Origin of the sequence: Halorientalis sp. LT38 (assembly GCF_037031225.1) — an archaeon.
Classification (GTDB): domain Archaea; phylum Halobacteriota; class Halobacteria; order Halobacteriales; family Haloarculaceae; genus Halorientalis; species Halorientalis halophila.
Window position 1 is genome coordinate 195,268 of sequence record NZ_JAYEZN010000001.1, and the last position, 20,594, is coordinate 215,861.

Consider the following 20,594-nt stretch of genomic DNA (forward strand, 5'->3'; position numbering starts at 1 on the left):
GCATCAGGGCGACCGGGTAGCGTTTTCCGTCGACAGATTCTGTACCAGCGAGACGCCGGTGACGTAGTCGTCCGCCCCGCGAACGTACGTCCCTTCGGTCCCGCACTCGGTGACCAGCCGACAGACGCTCGTCTTCCCGGGCCAGAGGAGACGGACCCCGTCGCTGGTCTGGGAGACCGCAACTTCCTGCCGATAGGTGAGCGTGGCGCCACCGGTCTGGGAGAAGGTGACCGTCAGCACGAGCGTCGTCGGCGCCCCGAAGCGGACCGACTCCCGATCGCTCAGTCGCGTCAGATTCTCGTCGACCACGCGTGCGCGCCCGTCGGCCACGACCCAGTCGACGGCGACGGTCTCCGTCAGCGCGTCGACCTCGTAGGTGACGGCGTCGGTCGGTCCGGCGAGGCGGACGCTCGCGGAGATCGGATTCCGGATCCGACCCGCCTCGAGCGTCACCCGGTGGCGGTCGCCTGTCCGGTCCTCGAGCGGGGTGAGCGTCGGGTGGATCTCGTCGTTCCAGCCGTCGAACGAGGAGTCCCACTCGCCGCGGTAGGTGTAGCGGTAGGGCTGGCGGTCTGGGTAGGTATCCAGCACCCGGAAGTTCGCTTCGGCGTCGCGGTCGAGCGCGTACACGACCGGCCCGTCGAAGCCGGGGTCGTTGCGCAGCGACTGGAAGGGGTGGTTCATCCAGTCGCCGTACGGCGTGGGGACGAACACCAGGGCGTTCTCGAACGATTCGTTCTCGATCGGTTCGTACGCCTGCTCGTATCGCTCGGTGTAGGGCTGGCTGCGGTCGAGCGCCGGTCCGAGCGCCGCCGCCTGGGCCAGTCCGGCCACGGCGAGCAAGACGACCAGTGCGAGGGCGACGGAGCCACGAGCGGCTCGCCGGGAGGCTCGGGCCCGGACGAAACCGTAGAGCCGCCGGGCGAGCAGGAGTACTCCCGCCGCGCCGAAGGCCGAGAGCGGGACCAGGAGGTCGAAGTGGTAGTACGGCCCGAGTATCATTATCAGCCCGTCGGTCGGGTCCTCGAGCGCGGCGAGGACGTTCAGGTTCCCCCAGAAGAAGACGTTCCCGACGGGTACGGAGACGAAGAGGCCGGCCAGCAGCGCCTGGGCTCCGCGGTCCGAGAGGCCGTCGGGTGCGACGCGGCGCGGGAATGATTCGAGGACCGATCGAACGAACGCCCCGACGCCGAGCAGGGCGGCGAGGACGCCCACCGGTGGCGCGACGGACCAGTTCGTCACCAGTTGCCAGAGGACGCGGGCGTTGGCTTCGAGCGCGAGTTGGGGGGTGTACTCCCGTTCGTAGCCGAGGATGCTGCGGGTGCCGAAGCCGGGGCCGTCCCGGGGCGCGAACGCCTCGTAGGGGAAGACAAGCGGATCGCCGGTCACGACCCAGTTGTAGCCGAGCGCGACGCCGACGAACGCGAGGCCGAGGCCCGCGACGATCCCGTTGCGTTCGAGCACCGACCGCGCGACGCCGAGCAGGCGACGGGTCCCGCCCCCGTCGTCGCCGGATCGCTGCCGCCACGACGCCCCGAGCGTGAGCAGCGCGTGGGCGATGAACGGTAGTGCGAACAGCACGGCGGTGAACGGCCGGGCGAAGAAGGCCAATCCCACCGCGACGCCGGCGAGGACGGCGTAGCGACGACGGGACCCGACGTCGTCGGCGCGACAGGCGCGCAGGTACCCGTAGGCGAACGCGAGATTCAGCGCGGTCGTCGGCGCGTAGGGGAGAAAGACCGCCGAGTCGAGCAGGAAGAGCGGCGACGCGACGAACAGGGAGACGGCGACGAGTCCTGTGCGTTCGTCGAAGGCCTCCCTCGTGACCAGACCCAGGAGGCCGGCGTTTAGCGTCGCGACTACCAGCAGGGCCAGTCGGGGGATCCCGACGAGCAGCCCGAGTGCGAAGATTCCGGCGGGGACGGGCGAGTACTTGGGATAGAGACGCTCGCCGTCCTGGACGAAGAACCAGGGATGGACGGACTCGGGGACCGGGCTCTCCATCTGGACCTGCCCGTCGAGCAGGAGTTCGGCCTGCTGGAGGTAGACGCCCTCGTCGTGGTTCGAGGAGTGGTGCGGAAAGACGGTCACCGCGATGGCGAACGTGAGCAGGCCGGCGAGGACCGCCAGGCAGACGAGCGCGACCGTGAAGCGCCGGTTATCCATCGTCGGCGGGCTGCCCGCCGTCTGCCACGCGCCGCGCGCCACGGGGGAACCAGGCGAGTTCGTGGTCGGCGGCCAGTTCCACTCGAATGGGTTCGTCCAGGGGCACCTCGTCGGCGTGGTTGTGCATGCAGCCGAGCACGTCGCCGCTGTCGAGTTCGATCCGATAGAGGATCGTCGGCCCGAGGAAGCGCCGGTTCACGACGGTCCCGTTCGCCCCGTGCCCGTCCACCGGGCGGACCCGCACGTCGTCGGGACGGACCAGCACGTCGATGTCCGACCCGTCGTAGGCCTCCGCGAGCCCGTTGATCCGCTCGCGAGGGATCGCCCCGACGCCGGTCTCGACGGTGTCGCCGTCGACGTGGCCCGAGAGGAAACTCGCGTGGCCGAGGAAGCTCGCGACGAATCTGGATTCGGGCCGCTGGAAGACGTCCTCCGGCCGCCCGACCTGTTCGATCTGCCCGGAACGCATCACCGCGACCCGGTCGCTGATGGACATGGCCTCCTCCTGGTCGTGGGTGACCGAGATGGCCGTCACGCCGGTCTCCTTGAGGATGCGGCGGACCTCCTGTCGCATCTCGACCCTGAGGTCGACGTCGAGGTTGGAGAACGGCTCGTCGAGCAGGAGGACGGAGGGCTCGGGGGCGAGCGAACGGGCCAGCGCGACCCGCTGTTGCTGTCCGCCCGATAGCTCCTCGGGGTACTGGTCGCGGTGTTCGGTCAGGCCCACCAGTTCCAGCAATTCGTCGACACGGCGGTCGCGCGCGTCGGCGTCGAGATCCTTCAGCCCGAACGCGACGTTCTCGGCCGCGGTCTTGTGCGGGAAGAGGGCGAACTCCTGGAAGACGACGCCCACGTCGCGCTCCTCGGGCGGCACCGCGTTCTCGGCGGTCGCGACCGCCTCGTCGCGCAGCCGGACGGTCCCGCCGTCGAGGCGTTCGAGGCCGGCGACGAGGCGCAGCGTGGTCGTCTTTCCGCAGCCCGAGGGCCCCAGCAGGGTCAGCAGCTCGCCGTCGCGGACCCGGAGGTCCAGGTCCTCGATGACGCGCGTCCCACCGAAGACCTTCTCGACCCCGTCCAGCTGAAGGACGGTGTCGTCGTCGGCCGCGGCGTCGGTCTCTGCGTCTGTGCGATCGGTCGAGGACGTAAGTGAGCTATTCGACATCGTATCCCTCCACTTTCAGCAGGACGAACATCGAGAGGCCGGACACCACGAGCAGGACGATCGCGGGGATGGCGGCCAGCCCGAACTCGGCGGAGCGCTCGGCCCGCCAGACGGCGGTCACGAGCGTGTTGAACCCCGGCGGGCGGAGCAACAGCGTCGCCGGGAGTTCCTTCATCGTCGTCAGGAAGACCAGGGCCGCGCCAGCTAGCAGGCTCGGCGCGACCAGCGGCAGCGTCACGGACCGGAACGCCTGCCCGGGCGACTGCCCGAGCGTCCGTGCCGCCTCCGGCAGCGACCGGCTTACCTGCAGGAAGCCCGCCCTCGTCGAGCCGACCGCCTGTGGAATGAACCGAACGACGTACGCGAAGATCAACAGTGGGAAGGCGAGCAGCCCCTGCCGGTAGAGGACGCCGCCGTACTGCGCGCCCAGGAAGACGAGCGCGAGGCCGATGACGACGCCCGGGACCGCGTACCCGACGTAGGTGGCCTGTTCGACGACCGACGTCAGCCGGGAGGAGCGGTGTGCGGCGACGTACGCGACCGGGAGCGCGAACAGGGTGGCGAGCAGCGCGGCCGCACCCGACACGCCCACGGAGTTGAGACTCATGCTCACCAGATCGATGTTGTACGCACCGGTCCCGGTACCACGAACCAGCCACATCCGGAGGATTCCGACGGGGACCGCGAGCGAGAGCGCCGGTAACGCCAGACAGGCGAGTGCGGCGGGCCAGCGCCACTTCCCGAGGTGCAGGGACGGGTCGCTCCCGCCGACGTAGCCGCCCTCCGTCCCGATGTTGTCCCCGCCCCGGACCCGCGACTCGATGGCGAGGATGAACACGGTCAGGACGACGAGTTTCAAGGAGAGCAGGGCGGCCATGTCCGGCCCGTTGCCGAAGGAGTGGAACTCGACGTAGATCACCCGGGTGAACACGTCGTAACGCATGATCTGTGGCGTCCCGAAATCGGAGAGGGCGTAGAGGGCGACCAGCAGCGCGCCGGCGGCGACGGCGGGCTTGATCTGCGGGACGGTGACGCGCTTGAACGCCTCCCACCGGTCGTGTCGGAGCGTCCGGGCGGCGTCGAACAGCGTCGTGTCGATCGACTTCAGGGCGGCCCTGGTCGTCAGGAAGACGTACGGATACGTGTACAGCGTGATGATCATGACGGTGCCCGTCAGGCCGTAGATGCTGGGGAGTTGCTCGACGCCGAGGGGGGCGAGCAGTTCCTGGAACTCCCCGCGCGGGCCGAACGCCGAGACGAACGTGATCGCACCGATGTAACTGGGGACGACGAGCGGCAGGGCGAGCAGGACCGTGAGGGGGCGTCGGAGGGGCAGGTCCGTGCGGACCGTGAGGTAGGCGAGCGGGACGCCGATCAGGATCGAGATGGCCGTCACGGCGGTCATCATCACGATACTGTTGACGACGACCTGGATCGTCCGGGGCTGGGTGACGATCTCGAGCCCGCTCGCGAACCCGATGCGGTTCGAGGCGATGAAGAGCCAGGTCAGCGGCAGGAGTACGAGCACGGCCACGGCGCCGGCGAGCAGCGTCAGGCCGACCGAGCGTCCGGACCGGCCGCTGGTGACGCCCTCGTCCGCCGTCGCCGCGTCCGTGCCCGTTACCATGGCAGATAGATCGCGTTCAGAGGACACCCACCTCCTCCAGCAGATCCTCAGACTGGGCCTGGTCGGCCAGTTGGGAGAGGTCGATGTCCGGAACTGACAGCTCCGTTACCGAGGGCAATCGGCCGACGGGGTTAACACCGTCGACTAGCGGGTACTCGAAGGTCCTGATGGCGAAGTACTCCTGGGCCTCCGCCGACAGGAGGTGCCGGACGAACAGGTCCGCCAGTTCGGGGTTCCCCGAGGACTGGAGGCGGGCCGCGCCGGCGACGTTGAAGATGGTCCCCGCGTCGTTGCGCGTGAACGCGGTTCCGAGGGGCTCGTTGGGGTTGACCGCCAGTTCGCGCTGGATGTAGTAGTGATTGGTCAGCCCCATCGCGAGTTCGCCGTCGGCGACGGCGCGGGCGACCTGGGCCTCGTCGCTGTACTCTTGTGTGTTCAGGTCCTGCATCCCCTGCAGCCACTGGCGCGTCGGGTCCTCGCCCTCGATGATCCGCATCGCAGTGATGAACGCCTTGAACGACCCGTAGGTCGGCGCCCAGCCGATCTCTCCCTCGTACTGGCTGAGGTCCGGGAAGGACATGATGCTCTCGGGGACGTCCGACGCCGAGAGTCGGTCCGTGTTGTACGGGACCGTTCGCGCACGGCCGGAGGTCCCGATCCACTCGTCGTCGCTATCGCGGTAGGCCTCGTCGACGAGCGAGGCCGTCTCGGAGGTGAGCGCCTGCGTCGCGTCGATGCTCTTGACCTGGCCGAGCGTCCCGGCGTTGACGGTGAAGAAGACGTCCGCCGGGCTGTTTCCGCCTTCCTCCCGGATGGTCGCCGCCAGGTCCGCCGCAGGAGCGAAGTTCGTGTCGATCGTCAGGTTCGGGTACCGCGTCTCCTGGAGGTAATCGAAGAGGTCCTTCACCAGGCTCTCGCCACGACCGGAGTAGACCGTGATCTCACCGCTCAGGTCGGGCATGTCACCCATCGAGGTGCCACCGGGTTCAGGCCGGTCGCCGAACTCACCGGGCCCCGATCCGATCCACTCGGGCGAGACGCCCGTGTCCTCCGCGTCGGCCGTCGCCTGATCGTCGCTCAACAGTCCACACCCCGCGACGGCGGCGGTCCCCGCCACCGCACCGCTCTGGAGGAGCCGCCGCCGCGATACGAGCCGTCCGTCGGTGTCGCGTGTGTCCTTCATATATGGATTTAGGTCTGCCTAAAACACTTATACCTGCCGATTCAGTCGTCCGCCGTCGCGGGGACGGGGTCCGTGACGGTGCCGGGCTGGAGCTCCTCGAGACAGGCGAGCCAGTCGCGCATGTACTCGCCGCAGAAGTTCAGGAAGGCGTCGTTCTCGTAGTCGAAGTCGCCCTCGGCGAGCGCGTCGGCCATCGCGGCCATCACGCCGGCGTAGGTGTCGGCGTCGCCGCCGACCTCGTCGACGATCTCCCAGACGTGTTCGTTCAGTTCCAGCCCGGGGACCTCGTTGTTCAGGTCGCCGAACGTCGAGCGGGGTGCCTTGTTGTGCTCGCAGAGCGGGTAGCCGTTGATAATGCGCTTGTCGAGCACGTCGCAGGCGCGCTTGAGGAACAGGCCGCTCCAGATGTCGTCGAACCGGCCAACGTCCCACTCGTTGTCGTCCATCGGGAGCTGGTAGAACGCGGGGACGACCTCCCGGCGGAAGGCCAGGTTCATCGAACAGACGGTGAGGTAGTCGCCGCGCTCGGCGACGAAGTTGCCGTCGTAGTCGTCCGTCGAGGTTCGGGTCTGGGCCTGGCCCTGCAGGTCGCCGTCCATCAGGATGCGGACCGCGTCGAGGTCGGGGACGTTCGTCCAGAGCCCCTGCGAAGCGACCACGTCGTCGACCTCGGCCTCGCCGATCTCGATCTCCTCGTCCATCGCGCTGTAGGGATAGCCACGGGGATAGAGTCCGTGTTCGTCGACGTTCTGGTAGAGGACGTTCACCCAGGACTCGTCGGAGCCGACCGACTCGACGGTGCCCTCGAAGGCGAGATTCTCGAAGTGGCTACCGAAGAAGTCGAAGTCCGGGTGGGGGAGCGTGTCGTCGTCGATGAACAGACCGTACTCGAAGTCGTTGGCCCACAGGTAGAGGAGGCCGAAACTCGTCTGGGCGTGGCTGGCCGCCGGAATGAGGTCTGCGTACTCGGAGAGGCCCTGGCGTTCGAACCAGGCCTCGCGGTCGCTGCCGTCGAAGACGCGGCCGGACACACCCTCTTCGTCCAGCATCGCCCGCATCTCCTCGGTGTCACAGAAGTCCTCCGTGACCAGCGTCACGTGGAGGCGGTCGAGGTCGAACCCGTGGTCGCGTGCGTTCTCGAAGTACGCCCGCATGCACTCGAACTCCCGAATCGTCGGCACGATTACGCAAACGTCCTCGGTCATTGCCTTGTTCCATCTCTTTAGGCCGCCCTAAAATACCTGTCGTGTTCGCCCGGCCGCCGCGCCGAATCCGGGGAAGGTCCTTATACACAGGTAGTTCTGGATAACGTAGTATAAGGGGAACTATTATCTGCGAGTGCATGGGCACAGATACGTGAAGACAGGGGCGTGGCCGCACAGTCTGGCGGTTGACAGACGAGGGGCCGGGTACGGCGGCCACCCCGGAGTTCAGTAACCATGCTCGAAAATCAGACCTGTGTGGTAACCGGTGCATCGAGGGGTATCGGCCGCGGTATCGCCGAAGAGTTGGGCCGCCACGGCGCGAACGTCGTCGTCAACTACCGGTCCTCGGAGGCGGCGGCCCACGAGGTCGCCGACGCGGTGGACGAGGCGGGCGGCAACGGCGTCCCGCTCCAGGCCGACGTCTCCGACGCCGACGAAGTCGACGCGATGGCCGACCGCGTTCGGGAACTCTACGGCCCGGCGGACGTGCTCGTCAACAACGCCGGGATCACGATCGACAAGAAGTTCGAGAACATGACCAAGTCGGACTGGGAGACGGTCATGGACGTCAACCTGGGCGGCGTCTTCAACGCGACCAACGCCTTCTTCGAAGACCTGAAACGCGCCGACGACGGCCGCCTGATCAACATCTCGTCGGTCGTCGGCCAGCAGGGCAACTACGGGCAGGCCAACTACGCCGCGACCAAGTCCGGCCTGTTCGGCTTCACGCGCACGCTCGCGCTCGAACTGGCGTCCTCCGGCTCCACCGCCAACTGCGTCGCCCCGGGGTTCGTCGAGACCGACATGCTCGACGAGGTGCCAGAGCGCGTCCAGCAGAAGATCCTCGACCGCATCCCGCTCAGCCGCTTCGCGACGGTCGACGACGTCGCCGGCATCGTCCGCTTCCTGGCCGGTCCGGACTCCGGGTACATGACCGGACAGGTCCTGGCGGTCAACGGCGGGATGGAGTGGTGAGATGAGTCAGCAAGAGGAACCCGATTCCGAGCAAGACACGCGATCGGCGATCGAAGAACTCCGCGAGCGTCGCCGCGAGGCCGAACTCGGCGGCGGCGAGGCGCGCATCGAGCGCCAGCACGAGAAGGGAAAGATGACCGCCCGCGAGCGCGTCGACTACCTCCTCGACGACGGGACCTTCCGCGAGGTCGACGCGTTCGTCGAACACCGCTCGCAGGCCTTCGGCATGGACGAGAAGCAGTTTCCCGGGGACGCGGTCGTCACCGGCTACGGCGAGGTCGACGGGCGGAAGATCTTCGTCTTCGCCCACGATTTCACCGTCCTCGGCGGCTCCGTCGGCGAGACCGTCGCCGACAAGATCTGCAAGGTGATGGACAAGGCCATCGAGAACGGCGTGCCCGTCGTCGGCCTGAACGACTCCGGCGGCGCGCGCATCCAGGAGGGGGTCGATTCCCTCGTGGGCTTCGCCAAGATCTTCAACCGAAACACCGAGGCCTCCGGCCTGATTCCGCAGATCTCGGCGATCATGGGCCCCTGTGCCGGCGGCGCGACCTACTCGCCCGCGCTGACGGACTTCACGTTCATGGTCCAGGACACCAGCCACATGTTCATCACCGGCCCGGACGTCATCGAGACGGTCACCGGAGAGCAGGTCTCGAAGGCCGAACTCGGCGGCGCGAAGACCCACGCCACCAAGTCCGGCGTCGCGCACTTCGCCGAGCAGTCCGAGGAGGCGGCCCTCGACGACATCCGCAAACTCCTCTCCTACCTCCCGCAGAACAACATGGCCGACCCGCCGCGGGTCCAGCCCTGGGACGACCCCACCCGGCAGTGTGACGAACTCGTCGACATCGTCCCCGAGGAACCGCGCAAGCCCTACGACATGAACGACGTGATCGACCGGATCGTGGACGAGGACTCGTTCTTCGAGGTCCACGACGGCTTCGCGCGCAACGTCGTCACCGGGTTCGGTCGGATGGACGGCCGGGTCGTCGGCGTCGTCGCCAACCAGCCCCGCGTCTCGGCCGGGACGCTCGACATCGACGCCTCCGAGAAAGCCGCCCGGTTCGTCCGCTTCTGTGACTCCTTCAACGTCCCCATCGTCACCCTCGTCGACGTCCCCGGGTTCATGCCCGGTACCGACCAGGAGCACAACGGTATCATCCGCCGGGGCGCGAAACTCATCTACGCGTACGCGGAGGCGACGGTGCCACTGCTCTCGGTCGTCGTCCGGAAGGCCTACGGCGGGGCCTACATCGTCATGTCCTCGAAGTTCCTTGGCAGCGACGTCAATTACGCCTGGCCCGGCGCGGAGATGGCCGTCCTCGGCCCGCGCGGCGCGGTCAACATCCTCTACCGGAAGGAGTTGGCAGAAGCCGACGACCCCGACGCCCGCCGGCAGGAACTGATAGACGAGTTCCGCGAGGAGTTCGCCCACCCCTACGGGCCCGCGAAACGCGGGTACCTCGACGACGTGATCGAGCCCCAGCAGACGCGCAAACGACTGATCGACGACCTCGAACTGCTCGAGCGCAAGCGCGAGGACACGCCCCCCAAGGACCACGGCAACATCCCTCTATGATAACCGTGAACGTCGACGCGAACACCCTCAACGGCGGTCTCGTCCAACTCGACATCGAGCACCTGCTCGCCACCCTCGAGTTCGACGGTACCGTCCCGACGGAACACGAAGCTGCGGCCCTGGCCACCGCCTTCGGCGCGCACCTGGCCGATCGAGGCGTCACCGAGTCCGACGAACCGGAGACGGTCCCCGAGTGGAAACTCGCGGACCGGTTCGAGAAGGGCGGCGTCTACGCGCGCGAGCTGCCGCGGAACGTCGAGCGGGGGCGGGAGTGGCAAGCCGCGAGGCGGGCGCGTTGAAAATCAGTTTAGGTCGACCGTCGCGGCGTCGACCGCCGGTCGCTCTGCGTGCAGGTGAGTTTCGATCTCTTCCGGGAGCGTCACCTGCTCGTAGACGGACCGGTAGCCGTCCTCGCCGAAGACGCCGTTCCGGTCGAGGATTTCCCGGGCGGCGTCGGTGAGGTAGTAGAATGCCTTCGGAGCCGTGGCGTCCCGACCCTCGGCGGTCCAGCGGACGACGTCGACGACGCCGGCGGCCCGGAGACGGTCGAGGTGCTCCGAGACCGTGGAACTGGCCAGCGAGGGGTTCATGTGGTCGATTTCCTTGAACGAGGGCATCCCCTTCGGGTGGCCGACGACGGTGCCGACGATGTTCTTTCGGCTGGGCTGGTCGACGGCCGACAGGACCTCCGTCGGCGTCGGCCCGGCGTCGTCGCCCGCGTCGTAGCGGAGGGACATCTCGGTTCGAACTACCATCTCGGGCGACAAAACCTCTTCGGCCGCGACCGAACGGGTCGGGCGCGACGGGGAGTCCCTCGCCAGAGTCGCCGATCGGTCATCACTTGCGCTCGTCGTTCCCCTCGTGGAGCCGACGGACGGCCTTCTCCCACCGATCCTTGGCCGCCTGCCCGGGGTCCGCGTATGGATCGTACGTGACGTCTTCGAGGGACCCGAGGTGCGTCGCGCCGTCCTCGCCAGTTCGCGCCCGCCACAGACCGACCGCCATCGCGAGGATCAGGACCGCGAACAGGAGAGCGAGCAGGAGGTCGGTGGAACTGCCGAACGGACCGACCACGAACAGCAGCGCAAGCACCACCGCTCCCAACTGGAACGCGTAGAGGACGAATTTGAGCGAGTCACCCGAGAGGTCGATCGTCCGCCCCATCGTTCGTTCATAGTATCACGTTCCAGCGAGATAATATTTCGGCTCCGACGGATCGCCGGCGGGGCATTGGAGACCCAACAGAGTTCTACCGGGGTCCTGCGTACGGCACGCGCATGGCAGATCCGGGGGCGATCCTCGACCGGTCGAGCGAGTACCCGGGCGAGGAGTTCACGAACGAGGACTTCGAGGCGGTGCAGGACGCGATCCACGGGGGGCGACTCGGCGACGTCGTCGACCGACCGAGCGCGCTCGTCCTGGGCAGTTACGACGACGCCGAGCGCCAGCGCCTGGACGAGGTCCGTGCGGGCCTCGACGACCACATCGAGGCGGTGATCATGGACGAGGTACTCGAGGTCTGGACCTACTGGACCTCGAAGTTCAAACTCCTCGTCGCCAACAGCGACCTCGTCGTGGGCGTCTACGAACACAGCGACGGCGGGCACGAGTGGGAGGCCGGCTACCTCGACGCCAGACCCCATCGGGAGCAGACGGTCGTCCTCAGGCGCAACTACCCCGACGTCGACGCGCCCGAGGACGAACCCTTCGACGCGATGTTGGCCCACTGGATCGAGACCATGCGCTACGTCGACTCGGTCTACGACTGGACCCTCGAAGCCGACGACGCCCCGTCGCTGGACGACGCCGTGGGCGCCGTCGTAGCCAACCACGTGGACTTCTGAACCCCTCTCCGGTCCCGGGTGGGAAGATTCAAGTTAGGCCGCCCTAAACCTGCTGGCAATGAACGAGGCGGTCGGTCGGACACGGCACGGCGAGGTGACCCGAGGTGGGCGCTAACACCGACGCCGGCCAGGTCGATCGGTCGCGAGAGATCCGATCGTCGGTGGACGATGCGGCCGCGGCCGACAGCCACCTGTTCGCCGAGGATCTCGAGGTCGGGTATTCGAGCGGCGAGGAACCGGTCGTGACCTGCGACCGGATCGACCTGCCGCGGGGGGAGATCACAGCCCTCGTCGGCCCCAACGGGAGCGGGAAGAGCACGCTGCTGAAGTCCCTCTCGAACCACCTCGACCCGTCGGCCGGATCGGTCGTGCTCGACGGGGCGTCGATCCACGAATACGACCAGAAGGAACTCGCACAGGAACTGGGCTTCCTCTCCCAGGAGCACGCCTCGCCCGAGAGCATCAGCGTCGAGGAGCTGATATACCACGGTCGCTACCCGCACCGCGGGTTCTTCGAGTCCGTCTCCGAGGACGACCGGGCGGCGGTCGAGCGCGCCATCGACCTCACCGGGATCGATCACCTGCGCGACCAGCACGTCGGGAGCCTCAGCGGCGGCCAGAAACAGCTCGTCTGGATCGCGATGGTCCTCGCCCAGGAGACGGACGTCCTCCTGCTCGACGAGCCGACGACGTTCCTGGACCTGCACCACCAGTTGCAGGTTCTGGAAGTGATCCGGTCGCTGAACGAGCGGGAGGACGTGACCGTCGGCGTCGTCCTCCACGACATCGAACAGGCCGCCCGCTTCGCGGACTACGTCGTCGCGCTGGAGGACGGGAGCGTCTACGACTGGGGCCCGCCGCGGGAGGTCGTCACCGAGGAACTGCTCGCGGACGTGTTCGACGTCGACGCCGCCGTGACCACCGACGCCGACGTCCGGATCCTCCCGAAACAACCCCTCTGAACGACCCGCCGGAAATCGTAACCCCTTTGCGTTGGTTTAGGCCAACCTAAAGTAATGGGAACGTCGGATCGCGTCGCATCTGCTGGGGAGAGCCGCGTGGGCGGTGCCTGGGTGACGCGCTCGCTCGTCGGGTTCTGTCTCGCCTGTACGCTCGTCACGGCCGTCGCGGCGCTGCTCCAGGTGCGCTACGGCTCCTACCCGATGACCTGGTCGGAGACGATCACCGCGGTGTTCGACCGGAACGTGCTCCTCGACCCCGCGGTCTGGAACGCCTTCCTGCTGGACGGGGACCTTCCAGAGCTAGACACCCGGAGCCTGGTCGTCTGGACCATCCGGATGCCCCGCGTGATCGTGGCGATTCTCGCGGGCGCGGCGCTCGCGGTCTCGGGAGCCATCTTCCAGGCGGTGACGCGGAACGAACTCGCGAGTCCCTTCGTCCTCGGCGTGAGTTCCGGCGCGGGCTTCGCCGTCCTCCTGACCCTCGTGGTCTTCAGCGGCCTCGCGCCCTTCCTCCCGTTCGTCGCCGTGCTGGGCGGGGCGACCGCGTTCCTGCTCGTCTACGCGATCGCCTGGAAAGGGGGCACGAGCCCGCTTCGGCTCGTCCTCGCGGGCGTCGTCGTCAACATGATCTTCCACTCCCTGCAGCGCGGACTGTACTTCTTCGCCGACGACATCGGCACCGTCCAGTCGGCGATGGCGTGGATCACCGGGTCACTCACCGGCGTGGGGTGGGCACAGGTCCGGATCGCGCTGCTCCCGACCGTCGCCTCGGTCGCGCTGGCGCTGATCGCCGCCCGCCAGTTGAACGTCCTGTTGCTCGGGGAGACGACCGCGCGGTCGCTCGGGATGCGCGTCGAGCGCGTCCGACTCCTCCTCTCGGGCGTGGGCATCCTCGCGGCCAGCGCCGCGATCGCCGTGGCGGGGATCGTGGGCTTCTTCGGCCTCGTCGTCCCGCACGTCGTCCGCAACGTCGTCGGCACCGACTACCGCCAGCTGATGGTCGGCTGTCTGTTCGCCGGGCCGGCGCTGATGGTCGCCGCCGACGTCGGCGCCCGCCTCGCGCTCCAGCCCGCACAGATCCCCGTCGGCGTCGTCACCGGCCTGCTCGGCGGGCCCTACTTCCTCTACCTGATGCGCCGACGCGATTCGATGGGGGAGCTGTGAGGAGCGAACCGAAGCGGTTTTGTAATTTTAGGCTGGCCTAAAAATATGGCAAGCGACACGCAGACGAGACGGACGGTACTCCAGACGAGCGCGGCGATCGCCGGGGGCGGTCTGCTCCCCGGCTGTACAGCGTTCGACGACGAGGAATCCGTGGAGACCGACCCCTATACGGTCTCCATGGAGCCGGTGGGTGAGGTGGAGTTCGACGGCGTGCCCGAGACGTGGGTCGCCAACAACGGCAGCTGGGCCGACATGGCCGTCGCGCTCGGCGTCGATCCGCCGGAAGGAGTCTACCTCACCTCGCGGTATCACACCCAGTACTACGACGACATCCCGGGCGTCAGCGTCGACGAGAGCGACATGGTCGCCCTCTGGGAGGGCGAACTCGACCAGGAGGAGTTCCTGGCCATGGGCGAGGACGCCGACGTGTTCGTGATGGACCCGAACTTCATCGTCAGCCGGAGCGACAACTGGAACCAGGAGAAGATCGACGAAGTCGAGGCCGCGGGGACGCCCTTCTTCGGGAACAGCATCTTCTCGCGGGGCTACGACTTCCACGAGGACTACCGCTACTACACTCTCTACGAGGCCTTCGAGAAGCTCTCGCAGGTCTTCCAGCGCGAGGACCGCTACGAGGCGTTCGCCTCGCTGCACGAGGAGTTCCAGGCCGAGGTCGAGGACGTCGTGCCAGCCGAGAGCGAGCGACCGTCGGTCGCCATTCTCTGGCCCCAGCCGGTCGACGAGCCAGAGCGGTTCTCGCCCTACCTGATCGGCGACGGGACCAGTTTCAAGCAGTGGCGCGACCTCGGCGTCGAGGACGCCCTCGCCACGACCGACGTGAAGGACTTCCACGAGAACCGCGGTCGCATCGACTACGAGACGCTCCTGCAGGTCGACCCCGACGTCCTGCTGATTCGCGGAAACGAGGCCAAGACCGCCGCCGAGTTCCGGGACATCGTCGTCTCGTTCATGGAGAACCACGACACCGCGAGTCAGCTGCGTGCGGTCGAGAGCGGCGACGTCTACCGCGGCGGCTCGCTCTACCAGGGCCCGATCACGAACATGGTGCTGACCGAACGCGCCGCAGGGCAACTCTACGACGTGGATCGCGAGCTGTTCGACCGGCAGGCCGTCAGCGACGTCGTGAACGGCGACTTCTAGGCAGGGACGGTAACGGCGGGACCGCCGGAGCGACCTCGAATACCGCCCGTTCAGCCAGATTTACAATACCGCCCGTGGCAGTTTCAGGTGATATGGAACGGGAGGTTGCAATCATCGGTGGGTCGATGACGAAGTTCGGCCAGCGCGACGCCTGGATCAGGGAGTTGCTCTCCCAGGCGGGCGAGGCGTGTCTCGAGGACGCGGGCGTCCACCCGGACGACGTCGAGCACGTCTACGTGTCGAACATGGCCAGCGGGGAGTTCGAGGGACAGACTGGCGTCATGAACGCTCTAGCACACGACCTGGGCCTCATGCCGGCGTACACGAAGCGGATCGACCAGACCAGTTCGAGCGGCGGGGCCGGCATATACGGCGCCTGGCAGTCCGTCGCCTCGGGCGTCAGCGACATGACCCTGCTCGTGGGCGGTGAGAAGATGACCCACAAGGGAACCGGCGGCGCGACCGACATCATCGCGTCGTGTACCCATCCGGCCGAGTACAAACACGGGATCACGCTCCCCTCTTTCGCCGGGTTGGCCGCGCGGCACTACCTCGAGCGGTTCGACGCGCCGCGGGACAGCCTGGCGAAGGTGGCGGTGAAGAACCACGAGAACGGCACCCGGAACCCGAAGGCGCAGTTCCAGAAGACGATCACGGAGGAAGACGCGCTGGAGAGTCCGATCATCGCAGACCCACTCCGACTGTACGACTTCTGCCCGATCACCGACGGCAGTTCGGCGCTCATGTTCTGCCCGGTCGAGGTCGCCGAGGAGTACGCCGACGAGTACGTCGTCGTCTCCGGCGTCGCCGGCGCGACCGACACCCACGTCGTCCACGAGCGCGACGACCCGACGACGATGGGCGGCGTCGTCGAATCGGGGAAAGAGGCCTACGAGATGGCCGGCCTCGGCCCCGAGGACATCGACGTGGCGGAACTGCACGACATGTTCACCATCCTCGAGTTCCTCCAGATGGAGGGCCTGGACTTCGCCCCGAAGGGCGAGGCCTGGCAGCACGTCGCGGAGGGGCGCACGGAGATGGACGGGGAACTCCCGATCAACACCTCCGGCGGGCTGAAGTCCAAGGGGCACCCGCTGGGGGCCAGCGGCGTCGCACAGGGCTACGAGATTTACGAGCAGCTGGTCGGCGAAGCCGGCGACCGCCAGGTCGAGGCCGAGACGGGCCTGGCCTGCAACGTCGGCGGGTTCGGCAACTGCGTCATCACCACGATCATGGAGGCTGGACAATGACGATGGAAGCGATGCGCTGTCCGAACGGACACCTGGCGTACCCGACGCACCCGCGCTGTCCGGACTGCGGCGAGGAACCGACCGAGACGATCGACCTCAGCGACCGCACGGGCGAGGTCGTCACCTGGACCAAGAGCACGGCCACGCCGCCCGGCGTCCGCGAACCGAACGTGCTGGCGTTCGTCGAGTTCGACGTCGACGGCACGCCGGTCCGCGCGCTGGGCCAGGTCGCGGACAACGCCGACGTCGAGACCGGCGACACGGTCGAGCCGGTCTACGTCGAGGAACTACGTGAACCAGGCGTCGGGCTCAAGCCGGAGGATGCGGATCAGGAGTGGGACGGGTATCGCTTCCGGCTCTCTCAGTGAGGACGCCGTCCGAACCGAGAGCCGGATGCGAAGGTTCGAACTCTCCCAGTGAGAGCTCCGCTCGAAGAGAGTTCGTATCGGAGCTTCGAACTCGCGGAGTAGTTTCGGGAGTCCGCTCAGACGCGAGGCGGCCGGTTACTGGCCGGCCGCGGCGCAGCGATCGGCTCGCTCTCTGCTTCGAGAACCGAGATACCGTCGAGCACCGTCCTGACGCCGTGCGGGCCGGAGTGGGGGTAGACCGCGAGCAGGTCGTCCTCGTCGTAGAGCGCCAGACAGATGACCGGCAGGACGGTCGTCGTGTAGCGAGTGTTCGTATAGCTGTTGTGGCAGTCGTGGCTCTCGAACGCCGGCGCGAGGCGGACGTCGCGGTCGTCGGCCCAGGCCTGGAACTCCCGGCAGAGGGCGAACTCGCACCGCGCGAGGTCGTCCCCCGTGGTCACCCGGTCGGGCCAGGTCCGGACCGTCAGGTCCGCCAGCACGCCCGCCTCGGCGAGCGACCGCAGGCGTCCCAGCACCCGCGACTGTTCGGTTGCGGCCCCCATCGGCACGGAGTCCCGGCAAAAGAGCTCCGCTCGCGTGGCTCGGGTCATTGGGTCCGTGACGCTCCCGATCGGCATAGCTGTTTGGGAACGTGTCACATGGCAGGGGGTGAAGTCCGTGGCCGGTCCGGACCCTCCAGGGTCGCCCCGCTCAGTCGGAGACTTCGACGGCGTCCCGCGGCTCGGAGCGGTCCGCGTCCACCGCCCCGGAGATGCGGCCCCGGGCGGCCTCGATCGCGCGCAGGCAGTCGAGCACGGACCGTGAGCCGTCGCCGGTCGAGTGCGGGTAGATCGCGTCGAGGTCGCCCTCGCGGTAGACGGCGAGACAGAGCACCGGGCGGACCAGCCACTCGCCGCGCTCGCCGGTCTCCATCGAGTAACAGGACCGGACGTCGAAGAAGGGCGCGAGGGAGACGCCGGTCTCCTCGGCCCAGGCGGTGAAACGGTCGTGGCGGTCGTCGGACTCGCTCGCGTCCGCCAGCGGCACTTTCTTCTCCCAGGAGTGAATCGCCACGTCGTCCACGTGCCCGTCGTCGGCCAGGCGCTGTAATCGGCCGGCCACCTCGTCGCGACGCCGCGCCGCGACCTCGGGCAGCGACGATCGGGCGAACAGTTCGATCCGCGTCCCCTCAGTACTCCCGTTCCCGGGCATTGCTATTCTACCGTACGACAGTGCGTTAAATAAAACCTGCTATGTTCGGCATTATTGGCAAGGTAGTGCTCCCGAGTCCTCGGTAGCCGACCCGTCGGTCCGTAGACTGGTGGCGCCAGTCAGTCGGGGTCGTCGTCTTCGCCGTCGCCATCCTCGTCGTCGAGGTCGTCTCTGATCGACCGGAGTTCGGCGTCCACGTCCACGGGAACGTCGGCGCCCGCGTCGAGTTCCTCAGCACCGGCGCCACCCTCGGGCGGCGACGAGTCCGCGGCCGCCAGGCGCTCGTCGATCTCGTCGCGCAGCGACCGTGCCTCCGCGAGGACGCGCTCGGCCTCGTCGTTCGATGGGCGGCCTTCGAGCGCCCCCTGGACGTCCGCAAGCACGTCGTCCAGTTTCTCGACGGTGGTTCGACTGAGGTCGACCGCGCGGTCACGCACCTGGCTCGCGCCCTCGCCCACCTGATCGCGCTCCGGATCGGCGAGGCGGATCGCCCGCTGGAGCAGTCTGAGTGCCCGGACGTTCGTCTCCAGGACGAGGATCGCGGCCGGAATCGCCACTTCGTCGGTGAACCGGAGGAGTTCACGCGGCGTCGGCGGTCGCGGTGGCCCCCTGCGGTCGGGTTCCAGTTCCCGCTGGAGTCGCCGGAGGGACCGCGCGAGGTCCGCCGCCAGCCGCGCGAGGTCCTCGTCACCGGTCGAATCGCTCATACGTCTCCTTGACGCCCTCGGGCCTTAAGCCCACGCGACCGGACGCCGGCGCCGAGACGGCCGCGATCGATCGGCACGTCTAGGCCAACCAAAACCCTTTTAGATTTAGGCCCGCCTAAGCTCCGGTAATGAGTCACGCGCCGGATACCGTCGACGAGGTGGCGGCAACCGAAGACGTCCCGGGCATCAAACACCACAGGGCGACCGACGAGCGGACCGTCTTCACGGAAGAGGGCAACACCGACGGCTGGATCGCGACCGATCTCACCGTCGAGTGCGAAGAATAGCGGATTCGGTTTTTCGGAGCCGGTCTCTTACTCTGCGCTGGTCTCGAAGACGAGCGTGTCGCCCTCGAGGTAGTGGTCGATGTGGTGGGCGTCTTCCTCGGTCTGGACCAGGATCTCCCGGAGGATCTCCGCCGTCGCGTGGTCGCCGAGTTCGGTCGCCAGCTCGATGTGCTCGCGGAGGCTCTCGATGACGTCGCCGTAGATCTCGAGGTCGTTCTTCAGCGAGGACCGGATCGGGTAGACGTCACCGTCCTCGTGGGGGACGCCGGCCCGCTCCGAGAGGTTGGGCATGCTGGACACCGGCGTGCCGCCGATGGCCTGCAGACGCTCCGCGATCACGTCGGCCGCTTCTTCGGCGTTCTCGGCCGCCTCGCCGAGGAAGATGTGAAGGTCGCGGAACTCCGCCCCCTCGACGTTCCAGTGGTGCTTGCGAAGCTGGTGGTAGAGGACGAACGTGTCCGCCAGGTCGTCGTTCAGGGCCTCCACGATCTGCTCGGCCTTCTCCCGTTCCAGGCGCAGGTTGTTGTCTTCGACTTCTCCGAACTCTTTCAGAACTGTCTTCTCAGTGCTCATCTCGATTCTACCTTGGTTCGGATGTGGTATAAAATCTGCGATCGGAAAACAATCTTTCCGATTTCAAAACCCGATTTCGGGCTGCCGAAAATCCTGTCGCGTTATCCGGGACGTTGGAGGACCATCGCGCGCTCGTCGCCTTCGAAGGCAGCGCCCGTCACCCGTCGGGTCTGTTCCTCGTGGGCGTCGAGGACTGCGTCGAGGTCGACTTCGGCGAGATCCAGCGCCTCGGCGAACTCGTCCCAGACGTGGGCGCGCAATCGGAGGTAGTAGGCGTCGTCGGTCCGCTGGAGGACGGGCTGTTCGTGGAACTGCGAGCGCCACTCGTAGACGATGTCCTCGACGCCCGGGTTGTCCCGGACCTGTCGCTGGTGGGCGTCGAGAAGTTCCCGGAGCCGTGCCTCGTCGAGGTCGTGTCGGCCCACGACGGTCGCGAGCAGGTCGTCGTCGAACGGCTCGAGGCGGTCGTCGGTCATCGTTCCCACGTCGGCGGCGAGGGGCAAAAGCCTCGCGACGTCCGATAGCTTCATTCGCACGGGACCGAACGGGAGGGTATGTGCGCTCGCTTCGCCCGTGGCTCCTGGCGCTACGCGCTGCCCCCGGCGCTCGTCGGGCTCTTTCTGTTGCCGTTCTCGCTCGGTGCCGCCGCCGTCGCGTTCCTGACCGGCGGGGCTGCCCTGGGCTTCCACCGCGACCCCGAGCGGTCCCCGCCCGCCGATGGCCTCCTCGCCCCCGCAGACGGCAAGGTCTCGGTCATCCGCGAGGAGGAGGGACGCCTCCGCGTCGGCGTGTTCATGAACCTCACCGACGTCCACGTCAACCGCGCGCCGCTGTCCGGGGAGGTCGTCGACGTGACCCACTCGCCGGGCAAACACTGGCCGGCGTTCACCAAGGAGTCCGACCGCAACGAGAAGGTCCGGATCGAGTTCGAGGAGTACGCCGTGATCCAGATCGCCGGCGCGGTCGCGCGCCGGATCCACCCCTACGTCGAACCCGGCGACGCCGTCGCCCGGGGACAGCGGATCGGGCACATCTCCTTCTCCAGCCGCGTGGACATAGTGATGCCTGCTGACGTAACGCGGGCCGATCTCGCCGTCGAGAAAGGCGACGCGGTGACCGCGGGCGAGACTCGACTGGTCGATCGCTGAGCCGACGCTCCGGAACGTGGACCCCGGCGTGACCGGTTT

At 67.6% G+C, this 20,594-nt stretch carries 23 protein-coding genes; 11 read left to right on the forward strand and 12 right to left on the reverse strand.

Annotated elements, in window-relative coordinates; all coding sequences use genetic code 11:
• Positions 1-3 precede the first annotated feature (3 nt).
• From U5918_RS01110 to U5918_RS01130, 5 genes are read right to left on the reverse strand one after another with little or no spacing between them, the layout of a single operon-like run.
• Positions 4-2,166, reverse strand: coding sequence for a DUF7846 domain-containing protein (locus U5918_RS01110; RefSeq protein WP_335998831.1), 2,163 nt, complete (start codon positions 2,164-2,166; stop codon positions 4-6).
• Positions 2,159-3,328, reverse strand: a complete 1,170-nt coding sequence (locus U5918_RS01115; RefSeq protein WP_335998833.1) for an ABC transporter ATP-binding protein — start codon at positions 3,326-3,328, stop codon at positions 2,159-2,161. The genes U5918_RS01110 and U5918_RS01115 overlap by 8 nt, the downstream gene beginning before the upstream one ends.
• Positions 3,318-4,955 carry an ABC transporter permease gene (locus U5918_RS01120; RefSeq protein ID WP_335998835.1) on the reverse strand — a complete coding sequence of 546 codons (1,638 nt, stop codon included), beginning with the start codon at positions 4,953-4,955 and terminating at the stop codon, positions 3,318-3,320. The genes U5918_RS01115 and U5918_RS01120 overlap by 11 nt, the downstream gene beginning before the upstream one ends.
• A 16-nt stretch (positions 4,956-4,971) precedes the next feature.
• The gene (locus U5918_RS01125) at positions 4,972-6,138 is read right to left on the reverse strand and encodes an extracellular solute-binding protein (protein ID WP_335998837.1); all 1,167 of its coding nucleotides are present in this window, start codon (positions 6,136-6,138) and stop codon (positions 4,972-4,974) included.
• Positions 6,139-6,179: 41 nt separating this feature from the next.
• Positions 6,180-7,343, reverse strand: coding sequence for an alpha-1 4-glucan-protein synthase (locus U5918_RS01130; protein ID WP_335998839.1), 1,164 nt, complete (start codon positions 7,341-7,343; stop codon positions 6,180-6,182).
• Positions 7,344-7,577: 234 nt separating this feature from the next.
• Between U5918_RS01130 and U5918_RS01135 the strand changes: the two genes are divergently transcribed.
• From U5918_RS01135 to U5918_RS01145, 3 genes are read left to right on the forward strand one after another with little or no spacing between them, the layout of a single operon-like run.
• Positions 7,578-8,318 carry a beta-ketoacyl-ACP reductase gene (locus U5918_RS01135; RefSeq protein WP_335998841.1) on the forward strand — a complete coding sequence of 247 codons (741 nt, stop codon included), beginning with the start codon at positions 7,578-7,580 and terminating at the stop codon, positions 8,316-8,318.
• Position 8,319: 1 nt separating this feature from the next.
• Positions 8,320-9,900: an acyl-CoA carboxylase subunit beta gene (locus tag U5918_RS01140; protein ID WP_335998843.1), complete on the forward strand. Its 1,581-nt coding sequence runs from the start codon at positions 8,320-8,322 to the stop codon at positions 9,898-9,900.
• Positions 9,897-10,199, forward strand: coding sequence for a DUF8022 family protein (locus U5918_RS01145; RefSeq protein WP_335998845.1), 303 nt, complete (start codon positions 9,897-9,899; stop codon positions 10,197-10,199). The genes U5918_RS01140 and U5918_RS01145 overlap by 4 nt, the downstream gene beginning before the upstream one ends.
• A 3-nt stretch (positions 10,200-10,202) precedes the next feature.
• On the opposite strand, the gene U5918_RS01150 is transcribed toward U5918_RS01145, so the two are convergent.
• Positions 10,203-10,637 (reverse strand): winged helix-turn-helix domain-containing protein, encoded by a 435-nt coding sequence (locus U5918_RS01150; RefSeq protein WP_335998846.1) that lies wholly within the window; start codon positions 10,635-10,637, stop codon positions 10,203-10,205.
• 100 nt (positions 10,638-10,737) lie between these two features.
• A complete protein-coding gene (locus U5918_RS01155; RefSeq protein ID WP_335998847.1) occupies positions 10,738-11,064 on the reverse strand; it encodes a DUF8000 family membrane protein in 327 nt (108 codons plus the stop codon).
• 113 nt (positions 11,065-11,177) lie between these two features.
• Between U5918_RS01155 and U5918_RS01160 the strand changes: the two genes are divergently transcribed.
• The 6 genes from U5918_RS01160 to U5918_RS01185 all read left to right on the forward strand — a co-directional run bounded on the left by U5918_RS01160 (position 11,178) and on the right by U5918_RS01185 (position 16,649).
• A complete protein-coding gene (locus tag U5918_RS01160; protein WP_335998848.1) occupies positions 11,178-11,744 on the forward strand; it encodes a DUF8170 family protein in 567 nt (188 codons plus the stop codon).
• A 104-nt stretch (positions 11,745-11,848) separates the two neighbouring features.
• Positions 11,849-12,706 (forward strand): ABC transporter ATP-binding protein, encoded by an 858-nt coding sequence (locus tag U5918_RS01165; RefSeq protein WP_418771142.1) that lies wholly within the window; start codon positions 11,849-11,851, stop codon positions 12,704-12,706.
• Positions 12,707-12,760: 54 nt separating this feature from the next.
• A complete protein-coding gene (locus U5918_RS01170) occupies positions 12,761-13,870 on the forward strand; it encodes a FecCD family ABC transporter permease (protein ID WP_335998850.1) in 1,110 nt (369 codons plus the stop codon).
• 45 nt (positions 13,871-13,915) lie between these two features.
• Positions 13,916-15,031, forward strand: a complete 1,116-nt coding sequence (locus tag U5918_RS01175; RefSeq protein ID WP_335998852.1) for an ABC transporter substrate-binding protein — start codon at positions 13,916-13,918, stop codon at positions 15,029-15,031.
• Positions 15,032-15,123: 92 nt separating this feature from the next.
• Positions 15,124-16,281 carry a thiolase family protein gene (locus U5918_RS01180; RefSeq protein ID WP_335998854.1) on the forward strand — a complete coding sequence of 386 codons (1,158 nt, stop codon included), beginning with the start codon at positions 15,124-15,126 and terminating at the stop codon, positions 16,279-16,281.
• Entirely contained in the window at positions 16,278-16,649 is a 372-nt protein-coding gene (locus U5918_RS01185) for a Zn-ribbon domain-containing OB-fold protein (RefSeq protein ID WP_335998856.1), read from the forward strand. Before U5918_RS01180 ends, U5918_RS01185 begins: the two co-directional genes overlap by 4 nt.
• Positions 16,650-16,765: 116 nt before the next feature.
• On the opposite strand, the gene U5918_RS01190 is transcribed toward U5918_RS01185, so the two are convergent.
• The 3 genes from U5918_RS01190 to U5918_RS01200 form a co-directional block, all read right to left on the reverse strand.
• The gene (locus U5918_RS01190) at positions 16,766-17,239 is read right to left on the reverse strand and encodes an HTH domain-containing protein (RefSeq protein WP_335998857.1); all 474 of its coding nucleotides are present in this window, start codon (positions 17,237-17,239) and stop codon (positions 16,766-16,768) included.
• 100 nt (positions 17,240-17,339) lie between these two features.
• Entirely contained in the window at positions 17,340-17,840 is a 501-nt protein-coding gene (locus U5918_RS01195) for an HTH domain-containing protein (RefSeq protein ID WP_335998858.1), read from the reverse strand.
• Between the two features lie 119 nt (positions 17,841-17,959).
• Entirely contained in the window at positions 17,960-18,547 is a 588-nt protein-coding gene (locus U5918_RS01200; protein ID WP_335998860.1) for a DUF7547 family protein, read from the reverse strand.
• 128 nt (positions 18,548-18,675) lie between these two features.
• Between U5918_RS01200 and U5918_RS01205 the strand changes: the two genes are divergently transcribed.
• Positions 18,676-18,834 (forward strand): hypothetical protein, encoded by a 159-nt coding sequence (locus U5918_RS01205; RefSeq protein ID WP_335998861.1) that lies wholly within the window; start codon positions 18,676-18,678, stop codon positions 18,832-18,834.
• Positions 18,835-18,861: 27 nt separating this feature from the next.
• Here U5918_RS01205 and dpsA read toward each other — a convergent pair whose 3' ends face one another.
• The gene (dpsA, locus tag U5918_RS01210) at positions 18,862-19,407 is read right to left on the reverse strand and encodes a DNA starvation/stationary phase protection protein DpsA (protein WP_335998862.1); all 546 of its coding nucleotides are present in this window, start codon (positions 19,405-19,407) and stop codon (positions 18,862-18,864) included.
• A 101-nt stretch (positions 19,408-19,508) separates the two neighbouring features.
• A complete protein-coding gene (locus tag U5918_RS01215) occupies positions 19,509-19,883 on the reverse strand; it encodes a DUF8048 family protein (RefSeq protein ID WP_335998863.1) in 375 nt (124 codons plus the stop codon).
• A 78-nt stretch (positions 19,884-19,961) separates the two neighbouring features.
• Between U5918_RS01215 and U5918_RS01220 the strand changes: the two genes are divergently transcribed.
• Complete coding sequence (locus tag U5918_RS01220; protein ID WP_335998864.1) at positions 19,962-20,555, forward strand: protein sorting system archaetidylserine decarboxylase; 594 nt, start codon at positions 19,962-19,964, stop codon at positions 20,553-20,555.
• Positions 20,556-20,594 lie beyond the last annotated feature (39 nt).